Here is a 19,465-nt window from a genome sequence, read left to right on the forward strand (position 1 = left end):
CCGAAAAGCGGCGCACGCCAAGGGCGTGCGGCCGCTTTTTGTCTGTGTGACTCGCCGGGCGGGATAAAATCCCCCCTTTATGCTTGTCGCCGGCTGCCTGCCGGCGTTTTTTCAGCGTGCAAAAGATCCTGATCGTACGCGTGTCGTCGCTGGGCGACGTCGTGCACAACATGCCGGTGATCGCCGATATCCGGCGGCGCCACCCCGATGCGCAGATCGACTGGCTCGTCGAGGAAAGCTTCGTCGACCTGGTCAAGCTCGTCGACGGCGTGCGCAACGTGCTGCCGTTCTCGCTGCGCCGCTGGCGCAAGAAGCCGTTCTCGGGCACCACGTGGCGCGAGATCCGGGCCTTCCGCCAGCGCCTCGCGGCCGAGCAGTACGACCTCGTGATCGACTGCCAGGGTCTCATCAAGACGGCCTGGGTCGCCAGTTGGGCGCGCGGCTCGCTCGTCGGGCTCGGCAACCGCACCGACGGCGCCGGCTACGAGTGGCCGGTGCGCTTCTTCTATCGCAAGCGCGTGCCGATCGCGCCGCGCACGCACGTCGTCGAGCGCTCGCGGCAACTCGTCGCGGCCGCGCTGGGCGACCCGGCGCCGACGCCGGCCGATCCGGTCGAGTTCGGCCTCGATACGCGCGCGGCGGCGCTCGCGGTGGCCGCGCTCGGGCTGAACCTGCCGGTGCCGTACGTGGTGTTCGTCCATGCGACGTCGCGTGCCGACAAGCAATGGCCGGACGCCGCGTGGATCGAGCTCGGCCAGGCGCTCGTGCGGCGCGGTGCGTCGCTCGTGCTGCCGTGGGGCAACGACGCGGAGCGCGCGACCAGCGAGCGGCTGGCGCAGGCATTCGGCGCGGCGGCGATCGTGCCGCCGAAGCTGTCGCTGCCGGCCGTGGTCGGCCTGATCGACGGCGCGGATGCGATCGTCGGGGTTGATACAGGTCTGGTTCACATCGCGGCCGCGCTGAAGCGTCCGACGGTCGAACTGTACAATTTCGCGACGGCCTGGCGGACCGGCGGCTACTGGTCGCCGAACGTCGTCAATCTCGGCACGGCGGGGCAGCCCCCGTCGATCGCGCAGGTGAAGTCGGCGCTCGCGGGCTTCGGTCTCCTGTAACGCAGTCACACGCGCGAACCCACGCGAACCGAACATGAGCGAATCCCAGATCATCGAAGTCCCGTCCGCCGACTGGAGCGGACACAACCTGTCGGCGCCGCGCGAGCAACTGCTGGCCGCCGTCGAGGAAGGCAAGGTGCTGTATTTTCCGCACCTGCGTTTCGCGATCGAAGGCGGCGAGGAAGCGCTGCTCGATCCGGCGCTCGCCGACCCGAAACGCAAGAACATCAGCCTCGCGCCGAACGGCGGCGCGCTCGCCGGCGTGCTCGGCGACAGCGTCACGCAGTCGGCGGTGCGCGCGCTCGTCGCGCGCTTCCAGCAGCAGGCCGGCACGCTCGTCGACGGCCTCTTTCCCGAATACCGCGGCAAGCTGCGCGTCGCGCCGACGAGCCTGCGGTTGATGCAGGTCGAGACGCGCCAGACGTCGTGGCGCAAGGACGACAGCCGGCTGCACGTCGACGCGTTCCCGTCGCGGCCCAATTACGGCGAGCGGATCCTGCGCGTGTTCACGAACGTGAACCCGGCCGGCGTGCCGCGCGTGTGGCGCGTCGGCGAGCCGTTCGAGGACGTCGCGAAGCGTTTCCTGCCGCACATCAAGCCGCAGTTGCCGGGCGCCGCATGGCTGCTGAACCTGATGCACGTGACGAAGTCGCCGCGCAGCGCGTACGACCACCTGATGCTGAACCTGCACGACAGCATGAAGGCCGATCTCGACTACCAGAAGACTTGTCCACAGCAAACGATGCCGTTTCCGCCGGGCAGCGTGTGGATATGTTTCTCCGATCAGACTTCGCACGCTGTGATGTCCGGCCAGTTCATGCTCGAACAGACCTTCTTCCTGCCGGTCGATGCGATGGTGCGCCGCGAATGCGCGCCGCTCGGCATCCTCGAACGCCTGACGGGCAGGGCGCTGGTTTGAGCGCGCATTTTCGTCGCAGCAAGACCAGGGGCGCGGCATGCTGAGGGTGATCTATCGCGCGCTGTGGTGGCTCGTCGCCCCGATCGCCGTCATCCGGCTATACGTGCGCTCGCGCAAGGAACGCGGCTATCGCGAACACATCGGCGAACGCTTCGGCCACGTGGCCGGCCGCTCGCGCGACGACCGTGCGCCGCTGATCTGGGTGCACGCGGTTTCGGTCGGCGAGACGCGCGCGGCGCAGCCGCTGATCGACGCGCTGATGCACGCGCGGCCCGACGCGCGGATCCTGCTCACGCACATGACGCCGAGCGGCCGCGCGACCGGCGAACAGATCTTCGGCGATCGCGTGCAGCGCTGCTACCTGCCGTACGACATGCCCGGCGCGGTGCGGCGTTTCGTGCGCGCGTGGCGGCCGACGCTCGGCCTCGTGATGGAAACCGAGGTGTGGCCCACGCTGATCGACGAGTGCCGCCGTGCGGACGTGCCGCTGGTGCTGACCAATGCGCGCATGTCCGCGCGTTCGTTCCGGCGGGCATCGAAGTTCGGCGCGGCGACGCACGACGTGTTCGGCGGCTTCTCGCGCGTGCTCGCGCAGAGCCCGGCCGATGCGGAGCGGCTGACGTCGCTCGGCGCGCGCAACGTGACCGTGCTCGGCAACCTGAAGTTCGACATGACGACGCCCCCGGAACTCGCGGCGCGCGGCCATGCGTGGCGCGAGGCGATCGGCACGCGGCCCGTGTGGGTGGCCGCGAGCACGCGCGAGAACGAGGAGGCGCTGGTGCTCGACGCATTCGCGGCGATGCGCACGCCCGGCGCGCTGCTGGTGCTCGTGCCGCGTCATCCGCAGCGTTTCGCGGAGGTCGAGGCGCTCGTCGAGCGCAGCGGGCTCAAGTGTGTGCGACGCTCGGTGTGGGCGGCCGACAAGGCCGCGCTCGCGTCTGGCAGGCCGGCTGCCGAGCCGCTGCCGGACGACGTGACGGTGCTGCTCGGCGATTCGATGGGCGAGCTCGGCGCGTATTACGCGGCGGCCGACATCGCGTTCATCGGCGGCAGCCTGCTGCCGCTCGGCGGCCAGAACCTGATCGAAGCGTGCGCGGTCGGCGTGCCGGTGCTGATCGGCAAGCACGTGTTCAACTTCACGCAGGCGACCGCCGACGCCGTCGCGGCCGGCGCGGCGTTGCAGGTCGAGGATCCGCTCGATCTCGCACACGTGCTCGACGCGCTGTTCGCCGACAAGGCGCGGCGCATCGCAATGGGCGCGGCCGGCGCGGCGTTCGCATCGCGTCATCGCGGCGCGACCGCACGTACGGTCGACGTGCTCGCGGCACTGTTGCCGCCCGCTGAACGCGGCGTGCGCTCGCTGCCGGACGCGCAGGACCCGTCCGACGACTAGACGATGGCGGCGCAATGCCGCCGGAAGCCGATGTGGCGGCACCGTGAGGCGCCGCCACGTCGCTCAGACCGTCAGCAAACCCTTTTTCTCGATGAACGCGATCACGTCCGCGACGCCTTCGAGCGCCTTCAGGTTCGTCATCACGTAAGGCCGCTCGCCGCGCATCTTCTTCGTGTCGGACGCCATTACGTCGAGGTTCGCGCCGACCAGCGGCGCGAGATCCGTCTTGTTGATCACGAGCAGGTCGGACTTCGTGATGCCGGGGCCGCCCTTGCGCGGAATCTTCTCGCCGCCCGCCACGTCGATCACGTAGATCGTCAGGTCCGACAGCTCGGGGCTGAAGGTCGCCGCGAGGTTGTCGCCGCCCGATTCGATGAACACGATGTCGGCGTCGGGAAAGCGCGACAGCATCCGGTCGACGGCCTCGAGGTTGATCGACGCGTCCTCGCGAATCGCCGTGTGCGGGCAGCCGCCCGTCTCGACGCCCATGATGCGTTCCTCGGGCAGCGCGCCCGCGACCGTCAGCAGCCGCTGGTCTTCCTTCGTATAGATGTCGTTGGTGATCGCGACGAGGTCGTATTGGTCGCGCATCGCCTTGCACAGCATTTCGAGCAGCGTGGTCTTGCCGGAGCCGACGGGGCCGCCGATGCCGACGCGCAGCGGCGGCAGTTTCTTCGTGCGGCGGGCGGTGGAGGGAGCAAGTGCGTTCATGGCGGATAAGCGTCGGGTTCAGGAGCGGAACAACCGCGAATACTGGGTTTCGTGCCGCGCGGACAGGATGCCGAGTTGCGGCGCGAACGTGTTGACGGCGTCGGATGGCGTCGCGAGCGCGCGGCGCACGGCCGCGTCGATCGCACCGCGCAGCGCGACGATGATGCGTTGCCCGGCGAGCTGGCCGAGCGGCACGGCCTTCAGCGCGGCGGACGTCTGGTTCTCGACCCAGCCGAATGCATAAGCGGCGAGCACCGCATCGGCGCTCGCGTCGTGCGCGGCAGCGGCGTACGCGAATGCGGTGGGCAGCGCGATCGGCGCAATCGCCGCGAGCGTCGCGCGGCGCGCGCCATCGCCCCATTCGAGCGACGCGCAGAGCCGCGCGAGCGACCAGCCCATCTGTTCGGTCTCGCGGCGCAGTTCCGCCGATTCGCGGCTCGCGATGAACCACGCATTCTCGGCGGCGAGCGCCGGCGCGTCGTGCGCGTGCCAGCGCGCGAGCTGGTGCGCGAGGAACGGCAGCTCGCCGTGCGCGAGCACGTCGGTCAGGCCGCTCGCGATCCAGTCGCGCGCGGTATCCGCGTCGTGGATCAGGTTCGCGTCGAGTGCCGCTTCGAGCCCCTGCGAATAGCTGAACGCGCCGATCGGCAGTGCAGGCGATGCAAGATGCAGCAGCGCGACGAGTTCAGTGGTGGTCATGGCCGTGGCCGTGCGCGCAACCGGGACCATGCTGATGGTCGTGGTCGTGGTCGTGGTCGTGGTCGTGGTCGTGGTCGTGTGAATGGGAATGCGAGTGGCCGTGATGCTCGCCGAACACCTGCTGCGCGAGCGCGTAGTCCTCGGCGAAGGTCGCATCGTGCCCGTGCTTGTGGCCGCCGCCGTACGCGCCGGCTTCCGGCTGGAACGGTGCAACGGTCTCCTCGACCTGCGTGCCGAGCCGGCGCAGCATGTCCGCGAGCACCGGGTCGGCTTCGAGTTTCAGGTAGCCGTCGCCGATCTCGACCGGCGTGTGGCGGTTGCCGAGGTGGTACGCGGCGCGCATCAGCGTGAGCGGGTCGGCCGCGCGCACGCGCAGCACGGTCTCGGGCGCCGCGGCAACGCGCACGAGGGCGCCGTCGTCGGCGACGAGCACGTCGCCGTCGCGCAGGATCGTGCCGCGCGGCAGCACGACCGCGACGTCCTCGCCGGTGTCGAGCGTCGCCGCGAGGCGGCTCTTGCAGCGGGCGTCGTAGGTGAGCGTGAGCGTCGGCGCGCGCGCGACGAGCGACGCGGCGAGTTTCACGTTCGGGGCAATGCGTTTGTCGAGGGTGCGCATGAATCGAAAGCCGGCAATCAGGTCAGAACAGGAAATAGCGCTGCGCCATCGGCAGCACCGTGGCTGGCTCGCAGGTGAGCAACTGGCCGTCGGCGATCACGTCGTAGGTTTCGGGGTCGACGCTGATCGACGGGCGCCACGCGTTGTGGATCATGTCGGCCTTCGTCACGTTGCGGCAGTTGCGCACCGGCACGATCTGCTTCGCGAGCCCGTAGCGTTCCGCGATGCCCGCATCGGCGGCCATCTGCGACACGAAGGTCAGCGACGTGCGCGCGAGCGCACCGCCGCGGGTGGCGAACATCTCGCGATAGTGGACCGGCTGCGGCGTCGGGATCGACGCATTCGGGTCCCCCATCTGCGCCATCGCGATCATCCCGCCCTTCAAAATCATCGACGGCTTGATCCCGAAGAACGCCGGCTCCCACAGCACGAGGTCGGCCCACTTGCCCGGCTCGATCGAGCCGACTTCGTGCGCGATGCCGTGCGTGAGCGCCGGGTTGATCGTGTACTTCGCGACGTAGCGCTTCGCACGGAAGTTGTCGTTGCGCGTGCTGTCTTCCGGCAGCGCGCCGCGCTGCACCTTCATCTTGTGCGCGGTCTGCCAGGTGCGGATGATCACCTCGCCGACGCGGCCCATCGCCTGCGAGTCGGACGACAGCATCGACAGCGCGCCGAGATCGTGCAGGATGTCCTCGGCCGCGATCGTCTCGCGGCGAATGCGCGATTCGGCGAACGCGAGATCCTCGGCGATCGACGGATCGAGGTGATGGCACACCATCAGCATGTCGAGGTGCTCGTCGAGCGTGTTGATCGTGTACGGGCGTGTCGGGTTGGTCGACGACGGCAGCACGTTCGACTCGCCGCACACCTTCAGGATGTCGGGCGCATGGCCGCCGCCCGCGCCTTCGGTGTGGTACGTGTGGATCGTGCGGCCCTTGAACGCGGCGACCGTCGATTCGACGAAGCCGCCTTCGTTCAGCGTGTCGGTGTGGATCGCGACCTGCGTGTCGGTGTCGTCGGCGACGGACAGGCAGTTGTCGATCGCCGCGGGCGTCGTGCCCCAGTCCTCGTGCAGCTTCAGCCCGATCGCGCCGGCCGCGATCTGCTCGACGAGCGGCTGCGGCAGGCTCGCATTGCCCTTGCCGAGAAAGCCGAGGTTGATCGGCCAGCCGTCGGCGGCCTGCAGCATCCGTTCCATGTGCCACGGCCCCGGCGTGCAGGTCGTCGCGTTGGTGCCGGTGGCCGGCCCCGTGCCGCCGCCGAGCATCGTCGTGACGCCCGACGCGAGCGCCTCGTCGATCTGCTGCGGGCTGATGAAGTGGATGTGCGTGTCGATGCCGCCGGCCGTCACGATCAGCCCTTCGCCGGCGATCACTTCGGTCGCGGCGCCGATCGCGATCGTCACGCCCGGCTGGATGTCCGGGTTGCCGGCCTTGCCGATCGCGGCGATGCGGCCGTGCTTGATCGCGATGTCGGCCTTCACGATGCCCCAGTGATCGAGGATCACCGCGTTCGTGATGATCGTGTCGGGCACGTCGGCGGCCACGCGCTGCGACTGGCCCATTCCGTCGCGGATCACTTTCCCGCCGCCGAATTTCACTTCCTCGCCGTAGGTCGTGTAGTCGCGTTCGATCTCGATCAGCAGCTCGGTATCGGCGAGCCGGACGCGGTCGCCCGTCGTCGGCCCGAACATTTCCGCGTACGCGCGGCGGCTCAAGCGTAGTGTCATGTGTTGTTCCTGAAGAGCGGGGCGCGGCTTACAGCGGCCCCATCACCTTGCCTTGAAAACCGTAGACGGCGCGATCGCCCGCGAGCGCGACCAGTTCGACGGTGCGCGTCTGGCCCGGCTCGAAGCGCACGGCGGTGCCGGCCGCGATGTTCAGGCGAAAGCCGCGCGCGGCCGCGCGATCGAACGACAGTGCGTCGTTGACTTCGAAGAAGTGGTAGTGCGAGCCGACCTGCACCGGGCGGTCGCCGGTGTTCGCGACGACGAGCGTCAGCGTCGCGCGGCCCGCGTTCAGTTCGTGTTCGCCGTCGTCGGTGAGGATTTCGCCGGGGATCATGCGGGGCCTCACGGAATCGGGTGATGGACGGTCACGAGCTTCGTGCCGTCGGGGAAGGTCGCCTCGACCTGGATGTCGGGAATCATCTCCGGCACGCCGTCCATCACGTCGTCGCGCGTGAGCAGCGTCGTGCCGTAGTGCATCACCTCGGCGACCGTCTTGCCGTCGCGCGCGGCTTCCATCAGCGCGGCGGTGATGAAGGCGACCGCCTCCGGATAGTTGAGCTTCAGGCCGCGTGCGCGACGGCGCTCGGCCAGCAGCGCCGCCGTGAAGATCAGCAGCTTGTCCTTCTCGCGGGGAGTCAGTTTCATGAAGGCAAACGTTCAGTAAAACGTAATTTTTATCGGTGCGCGCGCAACGGGGCGGACGCGCGGTTCATCGTAGCACCGCGCTGTTTTGCGTGCGTCGTGTATCGGTTATGTAAGGAGCAAGGCGCGTGCCATGTGCATGGAACGCAGTGGAATGCGCGCTTGTGGTGCGCGATGCATGGGCAACGTGCAGCGCCGGCCGCGACGCTGCGCCGAAACGGTGCGTGGTATGACCGCGCTCAGGTTTGCCAGAGGCGCAGCGGCCGTGCATCGACGCCGTGCACGATCGGCCGCAGATGCAGCCAGCACTCGATGAAGTGGCGTTGCAGCGCTTCCATCGACGTCGACAGCGCACGAACCAGCACGACGCCCGGCGTCACGCAGGTCGCGCCCGCGCGCAGCGTGCCATCGAACGGCATCCGTGCGGCGAGCGATTCGGCGAGCGCGGCGTCGCACGCGGCGCCAGTGGCCCACAGCGTGCCGTACGCGGGAAAGCCGGCGAGACCCTGCAGCGCGCCTCGCAGCGGGTCGTGTGCATCGAGCAGCGCGCGTTCGGTCCACAGCGGCCGGCCGTCGGCAGCGACGAGCGCCGAAGTTGACGCGATGCGGCCCGCCGACCAGGTTTCGCCGGCCGCCTGCCGGCCGAGCTGCGTTGCATCCCAGCCGATCGCGCTGGCGCCTGTGCCGAGCTTGACCGTGAAATCGAGCGACGCATGCGCCGAATCGAAGAACAGGTTGTTCTGCGGCAGCCAGTCGAGCTTCGCGTGTTCGCCGACCGTGATGCCGATGCGCTGCGTCGCGTCCAGCCCGTTCGACTTGTACCACTTGGTCGCGCCGGGCGTCGTCAGCACCGCGTGCGTGCCGTCGCCGAGCGCGATGTCGATGTCGAGCCGGTCGCCGCCCGCGACGCCGCCCGGCGGGTGGACGATCACCGCGTGGCAGATCGCATCGCCTTCCGGATACAGCGGCCGCTGCACACGCAGCGGGCCGTCGTGCAGTCGGTGCGCGAGCGTCGTGCGCGCGCCGTGCCGCTCGAAGCCGAGTTCGAGGCGGCCGCGCCACGACTTGGCGACGGCGGGGCGGGACAGCGGGGCGTGGGAATCGGGGGCGGACATCGGCGGGAAGCAGGGGACGGGCGCGGGGAACGAGGATGCTACCGCAACAATAATGCAGATGCCGCGCGCCGTGAAAGCAGCAGATTCGGCAGAGCCGCGATTCCGCTCCGTGCGCGCCCGGGGAGGTGGTGCGGAAATGACGCCACGTTGCTGGCGCCGCTACACCTGGTTTGTTGGCGTGGTGTCGGTCACCGCGTCAGCCGGCGCATGTTCCCGGTCGGATACGCGTTGAGTGTTTGCGGAAAATAGCGACTTCATTTGATGTTCTGCAAATAATCAGCGCAAGGATCACGAGGTCGGAATCTCCGCACGTCACACCGCGATCAGTTCGCGCACGCCGTTCGCTTCCATCTCGTGCGCGTCGCCGCCCGCGACGATCTCGCCGCGGCTCATCACCCAGTAGCGGTCGGCGATCGACTGGGCGAAGTCGTAATACTGCTCGACGAGCAGCACGGTCATCTTCGATTCGTCGACGAGCTGGCGCAGCGTGCGGCCGATGTCCTGGATGATCGACGGCTGGATGCCTTCGGTCGGCTCGTCGAGGATCAGCAGCTGCGGCTCGCTCATCAGCGCGCGGCCAATCGCGAGCTGTTGCTGCTGGCCGCCCGACAGGTCGCCGCCGCGTCGCGCGCGCATGTCCTTCAGCACCGGGAACAGGTCGTAGATGCGGTCGGGCACCTTCGATGGCGCCTTGCGGCTCGCCGCGCCGACGAGCAGGTTTTCCTCGACGGTCAGCCGCGGAAAGATGTCGCGGCCCTGCGGCACGTAGGCGAGCCCGGCCGCGACGCGCGCATACGGCGGCATCGCGCCGAGCGTGGTGCCGCGCCACGACACGCTGCCGCTCTTCGCGGCGACGACGCCCATCAGGCAGCGCAGCAGCGTGCTCTTGCCGACCCCGTTGCGGCCGAGCAGCACGGTGAGCTTGCCGTCGTCGGCGGTGAGGCTCACGTTGCGCAGGATATGGCTGCCGCCGTAGTACTGGTTCAGTGCATCGATCTTCAGCATCGCATCATCGTCCAAGGTAAGACTCGATCACCGCGTCGTCGCGCTTGACCTGGTCGAGCGTGCCTTGCGCGAGCACCGCGCCTTCGGCCATCACCGTCACGCGGCCGGTGTCGCCCGCGAGCGCCGCGACGAATTCCATGTCGTGCTCGACGACCATCATCGAGCAGGTGCCGCGCAACGTGTTCAGCAGCTCGGCGAGTTCCATCGTTTCGTGGTCGGTCATCCCGGCTGCGGGCTCGTCGAGCAGCAGCAGCGCGGGGCGCTGCATCAGCAGCATGCCGATCTCGAGCCGCTGCTTCTGCCCGTGCGACAGCTCGCCGGCCGCGCGAAACGCCTGGCTTTCGAGGCCGATCAGCGCGAGCGTCTCCTCGATCTTCGCCTGCGCGGCACGGTCGAGCCGGGCCCGCAGCGACGCGAGCCAGCCCTTGTCGGTCTGCATCGCGAGCTCGAGGTTCTCCCACACCGGATGCTGTTCGAACACGGTCGGCTTCTGGAACTTGCGGCCGATGCCCGCGCGTGCGATCTCGGGCTCGTTCATCCGCGCGAGGTCGATCGTCTGGCCGAGAAACACCTTGCCCGCGTCGGGACGTGTCTTGCCGGTGATCACGTCCATCATCGTCGTCTTGCCCGCGCCGTTCGGGCCGATCACGCAGCGCAGCTCGCCCGCGTCGATCGCGAGCGACAGCTTCTTCAGCGCGCGGAAGCCGTCGAAGCTCACCTCGATATCCTCGAGGTAGAGGATCGTGCCGTGCGACGTGTCGATGCCGGCCGGCACCACGCGCCCCATCGACGCGGTGCCGCTGACGGCCCGCCCTTCGTCCTCGGGCGGCGGCGTGAATTGGTAGAGGGCCGTTCCGTTCATGCGCGTTTCCCCTTCGCGAGCACGGTTTCGACGAGGCCCATGATCCCGCGCGGCAGCAGCAGCGGCACCAGCACGAAGATCAGGCCGAGGAAGAACAGCCAGTATTCGGCGAAGTAGGCGGTAAACAGGCTCTTCGCGCCGTTCACGGCGAACGCGCCGACGATCGGCCCGATCAGCGTGCCGCGTCCGCCCACCGCGACCCAGATCGCCATCTCGATCGAGTTGCCGGGCGACATCTCGCCGGGGTTGATGATGCCGACCTGCGGCACGTACAGCGCGCCCGCGATGCCGCACAGCACGGCCGACACGGTCCACACGAACAGCTTGTACGCGAGCGGGCTGTAGCCGAGGAACATCAGCCGCGTCTCGCCGTCGCGCACCGCAGTGACGACACGCCCGAGCTTGCTGGTGACGATCGCGCGCGCGGCGATGAACGCGAGCACGAGCGTGGCGAACGTCAGCAGCAACAGCACCGTGCGCGTGCCGGGCGACGTGATCGCGAAGCCGGCGATGCGCTTGAAGTCGGTGAAGCCGTTGTTGCCGCCGAAGCCGGTCTCGTTGCGATAGAACAGCAGCATCGCCGCGAACGTCATGGCCTGCGTGATGATCGACAGATACACGCCCTTCACGCGCGAACGGAACGTGAAGAAGCCGAACACCCACGCGAGCACGGCCGGCACGAGCACGACGAGCGCGAGCGCCCACGCGAGGTGCTGCGTGCCGCTCCAGTACCACGGCAACTGGTGCCAGTCGAGGAACACCATGAAGTCGGGCAGGTCGCTGCCGTACTTGCCGTCGCGGCCGATCTCGCGCATCAGGTACATGCCGATCGCATAGCCGCCGAGCGCGAAGAACAGCCCATGACCGAGGCTCAGGATCCCGCAGTAGCCCCACACGAGATCGAGCGCGAGCGCGGCGATCGCGTAGCACATCAGCTTGCCGGTGAGCGTCATCGCGTACGCGGACAGATGGAACGCGCTCGACTCGGGCGCGACGAGCGCGGCGAGCGGCACGCCGATGCCGATCGCGACGCACAGCGCGATCAGCGCGAGCCACGCGCGCCGCGACAACAGTGCGGGGCGGGGCGGCAGGCCGAGCGCGAAGCGCTCTTCCGCGCGTGCGGCGGCAGCCGGCTGCGGCGAGTCGGCTGCCGGGTTCGACAGGGAGGGGGTGAGTGAAGTCACGTCAAGCCTCCGCACTGCGGCCCTTCGGGGCGAACATGCCCTGCGGACGTTTCTGGATGAACAGCACGATCATTACGAGCACCGCGATCTTCGCGAGCACGGCGCCCCAGAACGGCTCGATTGCCTTGCTCGCGAGGCCGAGCCCGAAGCCGCCGAGCACGGTGCCGGCGATCTGACCGACGCCGCCGAGCACGACCGCCATGAACGAATCGATGATGTAGTTCTGGCCGAGGTCGGGGCCCACGTTGCCGATCTGCGACAGCGCGCAGCCGCCGAGGCCCGCGATGCCCGCGCCGAACGCGAACGCATACGCGTCGACGCGCGCGGTCTTCACGCCGACGCACGCGGCCATCCGGCGGTTCTGCGTGACCGCGCGCACGAACAGGCCGAGCCGCGTCTTGGTCAGCACGGCCCACGCGACGAATACGACGGCGAGCGCGAACGCGAGGATCGCGAGCCGGTTGTACGGCAGGATCAGGTTCTGCATCACGGTCACGCCGCCGCTCATCCACGACGGGTTCACGACCTGCACGTTCTGCGCGCCGAACAGCATCCGCGTCGCCTGGATCAGGATCAGGCTCACGCCGAAGGTGGCGAGCAGCGTCTCGAGCGGGCGGCCGTACAGGTGCCGCAGCACGAGCCGTTCGAGCACGATGCCGACGAGCGCGGCCGTCACGAAGGACACCGGCACCGCGACGAGCGGATACCAGTCGAACGCGCCGGGCGCGTAGCGCTGGATCAGCGTCTGCACGACATAGGTTGCGTACGCACCGATCATCAGGAATTCGCCGTGCGCCATGTTGATCACGCCGATCAGCCCATACGTGATCGCGAGGCCGAGCGCGGCGAGCAGCAGCACGCTGCCGAGCGACAGGCCCGCGAACAGCGTGCCGACGATCTCGCCGCGGCGCTGCAACGCGTGCAGCGTGTCGAGACCCTGCTGCGCGGCGTCGCGCACGCGCGCGTCGGGCTCCGCATAGCTGCCGTCGGCGTTCTTCGCGACGAGCGGGCGCAACTGCTCGATCATGTCGAGGTCGTGGCGCGCGGCCACTACCTGCACGGCTTCGAGGCGCTTCGCCGGATCGGCATCGTGCAGCGCGGCGATCGCCCACAACGCATCGAGGCGGCGCTTCAGCGCGGGGTCGGTTTCCTTCGCACGCGCGCGGTCGATCATCGGCTTGAGCGCCGGGTCGGGCGATTTCAGCAACGCATCGATCGCGTCGCGGCGTGCGGCGACGTCGGGCGACGCGAGCGCGAGCCCCGACAGCGCGCCCGCGATCTTCGTGCGCAGCAGGTTGTTCAGCATCACGGGTTGCGCGTCGCCGGCCGGCGTCGCAGCCTGCGTGAGCGCGTCGTGCGCGGTGTCGCCGGTCTGGATCAGCAGGCGGCCGTCGCCGGTCGCGAGCGCGTCGCCGGTCGACAGCGCGTTGAGCAGCGCGACGGCGCGCGGATCGGCGTCGGCGGCGAGCCGTTCGATCGCGGCCGTCTTCGCGTCGAAATCGTCGCCGGCGAGCGCGGCGGTATCGGCGGCCGTCAACGCGAACGCGGCGTGCGGCAGCCCGCCCGCGAGGGCGGCGCACGCGACGAACGCGACGGCGGCTCGGCGAAAGCGTGTAGGCATCGGGAAATCCTGTCGGGCGTGGGAAAGCGGATGCGTGCGGCGATGCGCGGGCGCGTGCGGTTCATCACGGCAAGCGCGGCCCGCGCAGCGGGGGCGGCATCGGCGTGCGAGCAGTACGTCGCGCGTGACACGCGACGTACTGCGCTGCATCAGGCGAGCGCCGCGCGCTGCCGGCGCAGGAAGGCCGGGATCGACGTGACGATGTCCGGCTTGCCCTGGTTGCCCGCGATGAACGGGCTCCACGGTTGCGCGCGCACCGCGGTCTTGGTCTTCCACACCACGTTGAACTGCCCGTCGCCGCGAATTTCGCCGATCATCACCGGCTTGTGCAGGTGATGGTTGCCGTCCATCGCGAGCGTGAAGCCCGACGGCGCGGCGACGGTCTGGCCGATCATCGCGACGCGCACCTTGTCGACGTCGGTGCTCTTCGCCTTCTCGACGGCCTGCTTCCACATGTGGATGCCGACGTAGGTCGCTTCCATCGGGTCGTTGGTCACGCGCTTCGCGCCGCCTGGCAGGTTGTTCGCCTTCACCCACGCGGCGAACTGGTCCTTGAACTTCGTGTTGGTCGGGTTCTTCACCGACATGAAGTAGTTCCACGCGGCGAGGTGGCCGACGAGCGGCTTCGTGTCGATCCCGCGCAGCTCTTCCTCGCCGACCGAGAACGCGACGACCGGCACGTCGGTCGCCTTGATCCCCTGGTTGCCGAGCTCCTTGTAGAACGGCACGTTGGAGTCGCCGTTGATCGTCGAGATCACGGTCGTCTTGCCGCCTTGCGAGAAGTTCTTGATGTTCGCGACGATGGTCTGATAGTCGCTATGGCCGAACGGCGTGTAGACCTCCTGAATATCCGCATCCTTCACGCCCTTCGATTTCAGGAACGCACGCAGGATCTTGTTGGTCGTGCGCGGATACACGTAGTCGGTGCCGAGCAGGAAGAAGCGCTTCGCGCCGCCGCCTTCCGCGCCCATCAGGTACTCGACGGCCGGGATCGCCTGCTGGTTCGGCGCGGCGCCCGTATAGAACACGTTGCGCGACATTTCCTCGCCTTCGTACTGCACCGGGTAGTAGAGGAGGCCGTTCAGTTCCTCGAACACCGGCAGCACCGACTTGCGCGACACCGACGTCCAGCAGCCGAACACGCACGCGACCTTGTCCTGCGTGAGCAGCTGGCGCGCCTTCTCCGCGAACAGCGGCCAGTTGGACGCGGGATCGACCACCACGGGCTCGAGCTGGCGGCCCATCACGCCGCCGCTCTTGTTGATGTCGGCGATCGTCATCAACGCGGTGTCCTTCAGCGACGTCTCCGAGATCGCCATCGTGCCCGACAGCGAGTGCAGGATGCCGACCTTGATCGGGCCGGTGCCCGCGTCAGCCGCGTGAGCGAACGGGCTCTTGCCCGCGAGCGCGAGTGCGCCGGCCATCGAACCGAACTTCAACAGACTGCGACGTTTCATCGGGATCCCCTTGTCGTGTTGGATATGCGTGCGCCGTGAAGGCGTCGGCCAACGAGTAACGCAAGGCATGTGCCAGTCGTGCGGATGCACGTCCGGCGTGCCTGCGCGGGACGATATGAGGCGTCGGGACGGTGCGGATGACGCGTCGTGCAGCATGCGCGGTCCGTCGCGGTGCAGGTTCACGGGCGCAAATGGTGCACGGTCGGGGTTCCGCGTTCCGGTGCCTGCACCTGCACGCGGTGCGGGAACCGTCGTGCACCACGACTTCACATCACGCGGGCAGGGCGAGGACGCAGCGCGGTGCCGTTGAAGTGATGAACCGGAGCGGAAAAGAGAAACGGGCACGCGATGCGTGCCCGTTCGGGGGATCAGTGCGGCCGGCGCCAGGGTGCCGATCGGCGACGCGGCGCGTGATGCGCCGCGGGCAGGATCAGTAGCGCGGCACGGCCGGATCGACGTCGCGCGACCACGCGTCGATCCCGCCTTGCAGGTTGTACAGCTTCGTGAAACCACGCGATTCGAGGAACATCGCGACCTGCGCGCTGCGCATCCCGTGATGGCACACGCAGACGATTTCCGCGTCGTCGTCGAGCTCTTCGCTGCGCGCGGGAATCTGCTGCATCGGGATCGATACGCTGCCGGCGATATGCGCGGTCGCGATTTCCCACGGTTCGCGCACGTCGAGCACGACCGGCGCGGGGCGCGCCTTGTCGCCGAGCCATTCCGCGAGCATCGCGGCCGTCAGGATCTGCATGGTGGCTCCGCCGCTCAGAACTTGAAGCGCGACGGCTCGATCGCGTTGACGAGGTGGTCGATGTACGTTTCGAACACGTCGGCGACGCGGTACTGCTTGTCGTCGATGCGCGTGATGATCTGCGCCTTCATCACCGGACGGCCGCCGACGAATGCCGCGAGGCGGCCGCCGACCTTCAGCTGTTCGAGCATTTCCTGCGGCACGACGGGCAGGCCGCCCGCGACGCAGATCACGTCATACGGCGCCTTGCCGGCCCAGCCGCGCGAACCGTCGCCGAGGACGACTTCCGCGTTGGTCACGCCGTCGTTGCGCAGGTTGTCTTCCGCGAACTTCGCGTTGGTCGGATCGATCTCGACGGCCGTCACGTGCTGCGCGCGGTGCGCGAACAGCGCAGCCAGGTAGCCCGAGCCGGCGCCGATCACGAGCACGTTCTCGTGCTTCTTGACCGTCAGCTCCTGCAGCACGCGCGCTTCGACGCGCGGGAACAGCATCTTGCTGTTGCCGCCGGGCAGCGGCAGTTCGAGGTCGGCGAACGCGAGATCGCGGTATTCGGCCTGAACGTAGTTTTCACGCTTGACGATCGACAGCAGGCCCAGGACGTCGAGATCCAGCACGTCCCACGGCCGGATCTGTTGTTCGATCATGTTGAAACGCGCGTTTTCGATATTCATGGTGTGGTCACGCAGCCTGATCGGCTATCAGCGGGGATAGAGAAACTTCGTGATTGTACCAAACGGGGCGGCCGCGAAGCCTTCAGGCGGCCTGCAACAGACCTTTACCCCTTGCTCTTCTTGATCTGCGCCTCGAACGCGAGGTCGAGCTTGCTCGCCTTGCGCGGTTTTTTGGGGCCGAATTCGTCGACGAACTTGACGAACTCGTCGAGCGGCAGCGGCTCGCAGCGCTTCTCGGCGGTGCCGCCGGAGCGGTCGACGAGATAGAACAGGCCGCCCGCCATTGCGACGGCCGCGAATTGCGGGTTGCCGGAGCGGGTCTTCAGGCGTTCGACCGCGTGGGTCGCTTTGGTGGTGCGCATCGTGCGGATTCTGGCGGGGCGTAAGCCCCACACTGTATCAAACCGGCCACCCACGTGCGGTCGGCCGGGCGCGTCGGGCTCAGACCGTGCGCGAGTAGCGCTGCTGCGGCGTCTGGCCGAGATACGCGTCGAATGCCATAGCGATGTTGCGCACGACCATCCGGCCGGCCGGATGGATCGTCAGGCGGTCGGCCGCGACCGTCAGCAGCCCGTCGCGCTCGAACGGGCGCAGCGCGTCGAGTTCGCGCGCGAAATGATCGGCGAAGCGGATGCCGTGCGCGGCCTCGACGTGCGAGAACGGCAGGTCGAGATTGCACATCAGCTGCGTGATCACGTCGCGGCGCAGCCGGTCGTCGGGCGTGAGCCGCACGCCGCGCGCGATCGGCAGCCGGCCCGCGTCGAGCGCGGCGCCGTACGCGGGCAGGTCCTTCGCGTTCTGCGCGTAGACGTCGCCGACCTTGCCGATCGACGACACGCCGAACCCGACGAGGTCGGTATCCGCGCGCGTGCTGTAGCCCTGGAAATTGCGCTGCAGCGTGCCGTTCTTCTGCGCCCGCACGAGTTCGTCGGACGGCCGCGCGAAGTGGTCCATCCCGATGTACACGTAGCCGGCCGACGTCAGCATGTCGATCGCGAGGCCGAGCAGCGCGATGCGCGTTTCCGGCGGCGGCAGCGTCGCGTCGTCGATCTGGCGCTGCATCTTGAACAGGTGCGGCATGTGCGCGTAGCCGAACACCGACAGCCGGTCGGGTGCGAGTTCGATGATCGTTTCCAGCGTGCGCGCGAACACGGACACGGTCTGGTGCGGCAGCCCGTAGATCAGGTCGACGCTCACCGAATGAAAGCCCGTCGTGCGCGCGGCGGAGAGCAGGTCGGCCGTCATCGCGAGCGGCTGGATGCGGTTGATCGCCTGCTGCACGACCGGATCGAAATCCTGCACGCCGAGGCTCAGCCGGTTGAAGCCGATGTTGCGCAGGTGGACGAGCGTCGCGGGCGTGACCGTGCGCGGGTCGATCTCGATCGAGAATTCGGCGTCGGCATCCGGCGCGAGCGCGAAATGCTCGCGGGTGGCCGCCATCAGCTCGGCCGTTTCGTCGTCCGACAGGAAGGTGGGCGTGCCGCCGCCCCAGTGCAATTGCGTGACCGGGCGCGCGGGATCGAACAGCGCGGCCTGCAGCGCCATCTCGCGCTTGAGCTGGTCGAGATACGGGCGCGCGCGGCGGTGGTTGTTGGTCGCGATCTTGTTGCAGCCGCAGTAGAAGCACGCGGTGTTGCAGAACGGGATGTGGAAGTACAGCGACAGCTCGCTCGACGATGCACCGGGGTCGGTTGCCGCGCGCACGTAGTCGGCCGGGTCGAAATCGTCGCGGAACTGCAGCGCGGTGGGGTACGACGTATAGCGCGGCCCGTTCGCGCCGTATTTCGCGAGCAAATCGGGACGGAACAGTGTGTCGGCAGAACCAGCATGCATGACGGTCTCGCGCTTTTTTAGATGCTTTCGAGTATATAAACGCGCGATTCGGCTGCATTGTGTAATAACGTCGCAGCCGGCGATGGCACAATGCGGGGTAGGGCTGCCGGCACCGCGTCCGGTTGCCGCACCGTTTTTTGTTGTTCGTTCGAGAGAGCCGAGTGTCCGTCGAATTGCCTGTCCGCCCGGCGTCAGCCGTCCCGCCGCCGCATGCGTGCCGCGAGGGCTGCGGCGCGTGCTGCATCGCGCCGTCGATTTCCAGCCCGATTCCGGGCATGCCGGACGGCAAGCCGGCCGGCGTGCGCTGCGTGCAGCTCGGCGACGATCTGCGCTGCCGGATCTTCGGCCGCCCCGAGCGGCCCGCGTGCTGTTCCGGGCTGCAGCCGGCCGCGGACATGTGCGGCGCGTCGCGCGACGACGCGCTCGCATGGCTCACGCGTCTCGAGGCCGCGACGCGGCCGTCGCAACCAGGAGAGTGTTCAGCATGACCGCACCTTGCGCGCCCGGCCGGCGCCGTTTTCTCGCCGCAACCGTCGGCGCCATCGGCGTGACGCTGTCGCTCGCCGCGTGCGCGTCGACGTTCCCGTTCATCCCCGATCACTACACCTTCTCGCGCGGTGACGTGCAGAAAGCCGTCGCGCGCAAGTTCCCGTACCAGAAGACGGTCGCGCAGGTCGTCGACGTGTCGCTCGCGAACCCCGCCGTCAACCTGCTGCCCGACCAGAACCGCGTGGCCGTGCAGCTCGATGCGCACTTCGTGAGCCCGTTCCTGCGTGCGCCCGTCAGCGGCAAGTTCACCGTGTCGGGCCAACTGGCGTACGACGCGCCGAGCCGCTCGGTCGTGCTGAAGTCGCCGGCCGTCGACAGCCTCGCGCTCGACGGCGACGCGCAGATGTACGCGCAGCAAGTCGGCGCGGCCGCCGGCCTGCTCGCGACGCAGTTGCTGACCAACTATCCGATCTACACGTTCAAGCCCGAACAGCTGCAATTTGCCGGGGTGAACTACGAACCCGGTACAATTACGATTCTTACAAACGGCATACGCGTGGCGATCGTCGAAAAATGACGACGCATCGCGCTCGGCCGGAGGGGGGCCGCGCGCGGAAGAGTGGCTCATTCATTCGACCATTTCGGAGTTGGGC

21 protein-coding genes are annotated in these 19,465 nt (G+C 68.3%); 5 read left to right on the forward strand and 16 right to left on the reverse strand.

Translation table 11 applies throughout. The features are described from left to right. Nucleotides 1-116 precede the first annotated feature (116 nt). The 3 genes from waaC to waaA are packed head-to-tail and all read left to right on the forward strand — an operon-like array spanning nucleotide 117 to nucleotide 3,424. The gene (gene waaC, locus CFB47_RS04550) at nucleotides 117-1,112 is read left to right on the forward strand and encodes a lipopolysaccharide heptosyltransferase I (protein WP_089461351.1); all 996 of its coding nucleotides are present in this window, start codon (nucleotides 117-119) and stop codon (nucleotides 1,110-1,112) included. 34 nt (nucleotides 1,113-1,146) lie between these two features. Then, nucleotides 1,147-2,031, forward strand: a complete 885-nt coding sequence (locus CFB47_RS04555) for a Kdo hydroxylase family protein (RefSeq protein ID WP_089460525.1) — start codon at nucleotides 1,147-1,149, stop codon at nucleotides 2,029-2,031. A 37-nt stretch (nucleotides 2,032-2,068) separates the two neighbouring features. Further along, nucleotides 2,069-3,424, forward strand: coding sequence for a lipid IV(A) 3-deoxy-D-manno-octulosonic acid transferase (gene waaA, locus CFB47_RS04560; protein ID WP_089460526.1), 1,356 nt, complete (start codon nucleotides 2,069-2,071; stop codon nucleotides 3,422-3,424). 63 nt (nucleotides 3,425-3,487) lie between these two features. On the opposite strand, the gene ureG is transcribed toward waaA, so the two are convergent. The 16 genes from ureG to hemN form a co-directional block, all read right to left on the reverse strand. After that, nucleotides 3,488-4,135 carry an urease accessory protein UreG gene (ureG, locus tag CFB47_RS04565; RefSeq protein ID WP_089460527.1) on the reverse strand — a complete coding sequence of 216 codons (648 nt, stop codon included), beginning with the start codon at nucleotides 4,133-4,135 and terminating at the stop codon, nucleotides 3,488-3,490. Between the two features lie 18 nt (nucleotides 4,136-4,153). Next, nucleotides 4,154-4,834 (reverse strand): urease accessory protein UreF, encoded by a 681-nt coding sequence (locus tag CFB47_RS04570; RefSeq protein WP_089460528.1) that lies wholly within the window; start codon nucleotides 4,832-4,834, stop codon nucleotides 4,154-4,156. Continuing rightward, nucleotides 4,821-5,450 (reverse strand): urease accessory protein UreE, encoded by a 630-nt coding sequence (ureE, locus tag CFB47_RS04575; protein WP_089460529.1) that lies wholly within the window; start codon nucleotides 5,448-5,450, stop codon nucleotides 4,821-4,823. Before ureE ends, CFB47_RS04570 begins: the two co-directional genes overlap by 14 nt. Nucleotides 5,451-5,472: 22 nt before the next feature. Then, nucleotides 5,473-7,179 (reverse strand): urease subunit alpha, encoded by a 1,707-nt coding sequence (ureC, locus tag CFB47_RS04580; RefSeq protein ID WP_089439400.1) that lies wholly within the window; start codon nucleotides 7,177-7,179, stop codon nucleotides 5,473-5,475. Between the two features lie 28 nt (nucleotides 7,180-7,207). Further along, the gene (locus CFB47_RS04585) at nucleotides 7,208-7,513 is read right to left on the reverse strand and encodes an urease subunit beta (RefSeq protein WP_046545089.1); all 306 of its coding nucleotides are present in this window, start codon (nucleotides 7,511-7,513) and stop codon (nucleotides 7,208-7,210) included. A gap of 8 nt (nucleotides 7,514-7,521) precedes the next feature. Next, the gene (ureA, locus tag CFB47_RS04590) at nucleotides 7,522-7,824 is read right to left on the reverse strand and encodes an urease subunit gamma (RefSeq protein ID WP_006406310.1); all 303 of its coding nucleotides are present in this window, start codon (nucleotides 7,822-7,824) and stop codon (nucleotides 7,522-7,524) included. A gap of 236 nt (nucleotides 7,825-8,060) precedes the next feature. Continuing rightward, nucleotides 8,061-8,936, reverse strand: coding sequence for an urease accessory protein UreD (locus CFB47_RS04595; protein ID WP_089460530.1), 876 nt, complete (start codon nucleotides 8,934-8,936; stop codon nucleotides 8,061-8,063). Between the two features lie 312 nt (nucleotides 8,937-9,248). Then, on the reverse strand, nucleotides 9,249-9,941 hold the full coding sequence (urtE, locus tag CFB47_RS04600) for an urea ABC transporter ATP-binding subunit UrtE (protein ID WP_089461352.1): 693 nt from the start codon (nucleotides 9,939-9,941) through the stop codon (nucleotides 9,249-9,251). 4 nt (nucleotides 9,942-9,945) lie between these two features. Next, complete coding sequence (gene urtD, locus CFB47_RS04605) at nucleotides 9,946-10,803, reverse strand: urea ABC transporter ATP-binding protein UrtD (RefSeq protein WP_089455735.1); 858 nt, start codon at nucleotides 10,801-10,803, stop codon at nucleotides 9,946-9,948. Then, nucleotides 10,800-11,987 carry an urea ABC transporter permease subunit UrtC gene (urtC, locus tag CFB47_RS04610; RefSeq protein ID WP_089460531.1) on the reverse strand — a complete coding sequence of 396 codons (1,188 nt, stop codon included), beginning with the start codon at nucleotides 11,985-11,987 and terminating at the stop codon, nucleotides 10,800-10,802. Before urtC ends, urtD begins: the two co-directional genes overlap by 4 nt. 1 nt (nucleotide 11,988) lies before the next feature. Then, nucleotides 11,989-13,608, reverse strand: a complete 1,620-nt coding sequence (urtB, locus tag CFB47_RS04615; RefSeq protein WP_089460532.1) for an urea ABC transporter permease subunit UrtB — start codon at nucleotides 13,606-13,608, stop codon at nucleotides 11,989-11,991. Between the two features lie 149 nt (nucleotides 13,609-13,757). Beyond that, entirely contained in the window at nucleotides 13,758-15,065 is a 1,308-nt protein-coding gene (gene urtA, locus CFB47_RS04620; protein WP_089439406.1) for an urea ABC transporter substrate-binding protein, read from the reverse strand. Between the two features lie 430 nt (nucleotides 15,066-15,495). Next, nucleotides 15,496-15,819 (reverse strand): rhodanese-like domain-containing protein, encoded by a 324-nt coding sequence (locus tag CFB47_RS04625; RefSeq protein WP_089455739.1) that lies wholly within the window; start codon nucleotides 15,817-15,819, stop codon nucleotides 15,496-15,498. A gap of 14 nt (nucleotides 15,820-15,833) precedes the next feature. Beyond that, on the reverse strand, nucleotides 15,834-16,490 hold the full coding sequence (locus CFB47_RS04630; RefSeq protein WP_089460533.1) for a protein-L-isoaspartate O-methyltransferase: 657 nt from the start codon (nucleotides 16,488-16,490) through the stop codon (nucleotides 15,834-15,836). Between the two features lie 104 nt (nucleotides 16,491-16,594). Continuing rightward, complete coding sequence (locus tag CFB47_RS04635) at nucleotides 16,595-16,852, reverse strand: hypothetical protein (protein WP_006488573.1); 258 nt, start codon at nucleotides 16,850-16,852, stop codon at nucleotides 16,595-16,597. Nucleotides 16,853-16,931: 79 nt separating this feature from the next. Then, nucleotides 16,932-18,323: an oxygen-independent coproporphyrinogen III oxidase gene (hemN, locus tag CFB47_RS04640; RefSeq protein WP_089460534.1), complete on the reverse strand. Its 1,392-nt coding sequence runs from the start codon at nucleotides 18,321-18,323 to the stop codon at nucleotides 16,932-16,934. Between the two features lie 161 nt (nucleotides 18,324-18,484). Here hemN and CFB47_RS04645 point away from each other — a divergent pair, with 161 nt between their 5' ends. Further along, nucleotides 18,485-18,811 (forward strand): YkgJ family cysteine cluster protein, encoded by a 327-nt coding sequence (locus tag CFB47_RS04645; protein ID WP_242808683.1) that lies wholly within the window; start codon nucleotides 18,485-18,487, stop codon nucleotides 18,809-18,811. Then, a complete protein-coding gene (locus CFB47_RS04650) occupies nucleotides 18,808-19,389 on the forward strand; it encodes a DUF1439 domain-containing protein (RefSeq protein ID WP_011351198.1) in 582 nt (193 codons plus the stop codon). Before CFB47_RS04645 ends, CFB47_RS04650 begins: the two co-directional genes overlap by 4 nt. The last annotated feature ends 76 nt before the right edge of the window (nucleotides 19,390-19,465 follow it).

The organism is Burkholderia sp. AU27893 (genome assembly GCF_002223205.1).
Lineage (GTDB): Bacteria > Pseudomonadota > Gammaproteobacteria > Burkholderiales > Burkholderiaceae > Burkholderia.

Coding starts and splice junctions, on each gene's coding strand:
- CFB47_RS04555 (WP_089460525.1), top strand. CDS start 1,147: ATGAGCGAATCCCAGATCATCGAAGTCCCGTCCGCCGACTGGAGCGGA.
- waaA (WP_089460526.1), top strand. CDS start 2,069: ATGCTGAGGGTGATCTATCGCGCGCTGTGGTGGCTCGTCGCCCCGATC.
- ureG (WP_089460527.1), bottom strand. CDS start 4,135: ATGAACGCACTTGCTCCCTCCACCGCCCGCCGCACGAAGAAACTGCCG.
- CFB47_RS04570 (WP_089460528.1), bottom strand. CDS start 4,834: ATGACCACCACTGAACTCGTCGCGCTGCTGCATCTTGCATCGCCTGCA.
- ureE (WP_089460529.1), bottom strand. CDS start 5,450: ATGCGCACCCTCGACAAACGCATTGCCCCGAACGTGAAACTCGCCGCG.
- ureC (WP_089439400.1), bottom strand. CDS start 7,179: ATGACACTACGCTTGAGCCGCCGCGCGTACGCGGAAATGTTCGGGCCG.
- CFB47_RS04585 (WP_046545089.1), bottom strand. CDS start 7,513: ATGATCCCCGGCGAAATCCTCACCGACGACGGCGAACACGAACTGAAC.
- ureA (WP_006406310.1), bottom strand. CDS start 7,824: ATGAAACTGACTCCCCGCGAGAAGGACAAGCTGCTGATCTTCACGGCG.
- CFB47_RS04595 (WP_089460530.1), bottom strand. CDS start 8,936: ATGTCCGCCCCCGATTCCCACGCCCCGCTGTCCCGCCCCGCCGTCGCC.
- urtE (WP_089461352.1), bottom strand. CDS start 9,941: ATGCTGAAGATCGATGCACTGAACCAGTACTACGGCGGCAGCCATATC.
- urtD (WP_089455735.1), bottom strand. CDS start 10,803: ATGAACGGAACGGCCCTCTACCAATTCACGCCGCCGCCCGAGGACGAA.
- urtB (WP_089460532.1), bottom strand. CDS start 13,608: ATGCCTACACGCTTTCGCCGAGCCGCCGTCGCGTTCGTCGCGTGCGCC.
- urtA (WP_089439406.1), bottom strand. CDS start 15,065: ATGAAACGTCGCAGTCTGTTGAAGTTCGGTTCGATGGCCGGCGCACTC.
- CFB47_RS04625 (WP_089455739.1), bottom strand. CDS start 15,819: ATGCAGATCCTGACGGCCGCGATGCTCGCGGAATGGCTCGGCGACAAG.
- CFB47_RS04630 (WP_089460533.1), bottom strand. CDS start 16,490: ATGAATATCGAAAACGCGCGTTTCAACATGATCGAACAACAGATCCGG.
- CFB47_RS04635 (WP_006488573.1), bottom strand. CDS start 16,852: ATGCGCACCACCAAAGCGACCCACGCGGTCGAACGCCTGAAGACCCGC.
- hemN (WP_089460534.1), bottom strand. CDS start 18,323: ATGCATGCTGGTTCTGCCGACACACTGTTCCGTCCCGATTTGCTCGCG.
- CFB47_RS04650 (WP_011351198.1), top strand. CDS start 18,808: ATGACCGCACCTTGCGCGCCCGGCCGGCGCCGTTTTCTCGCCGCAACC.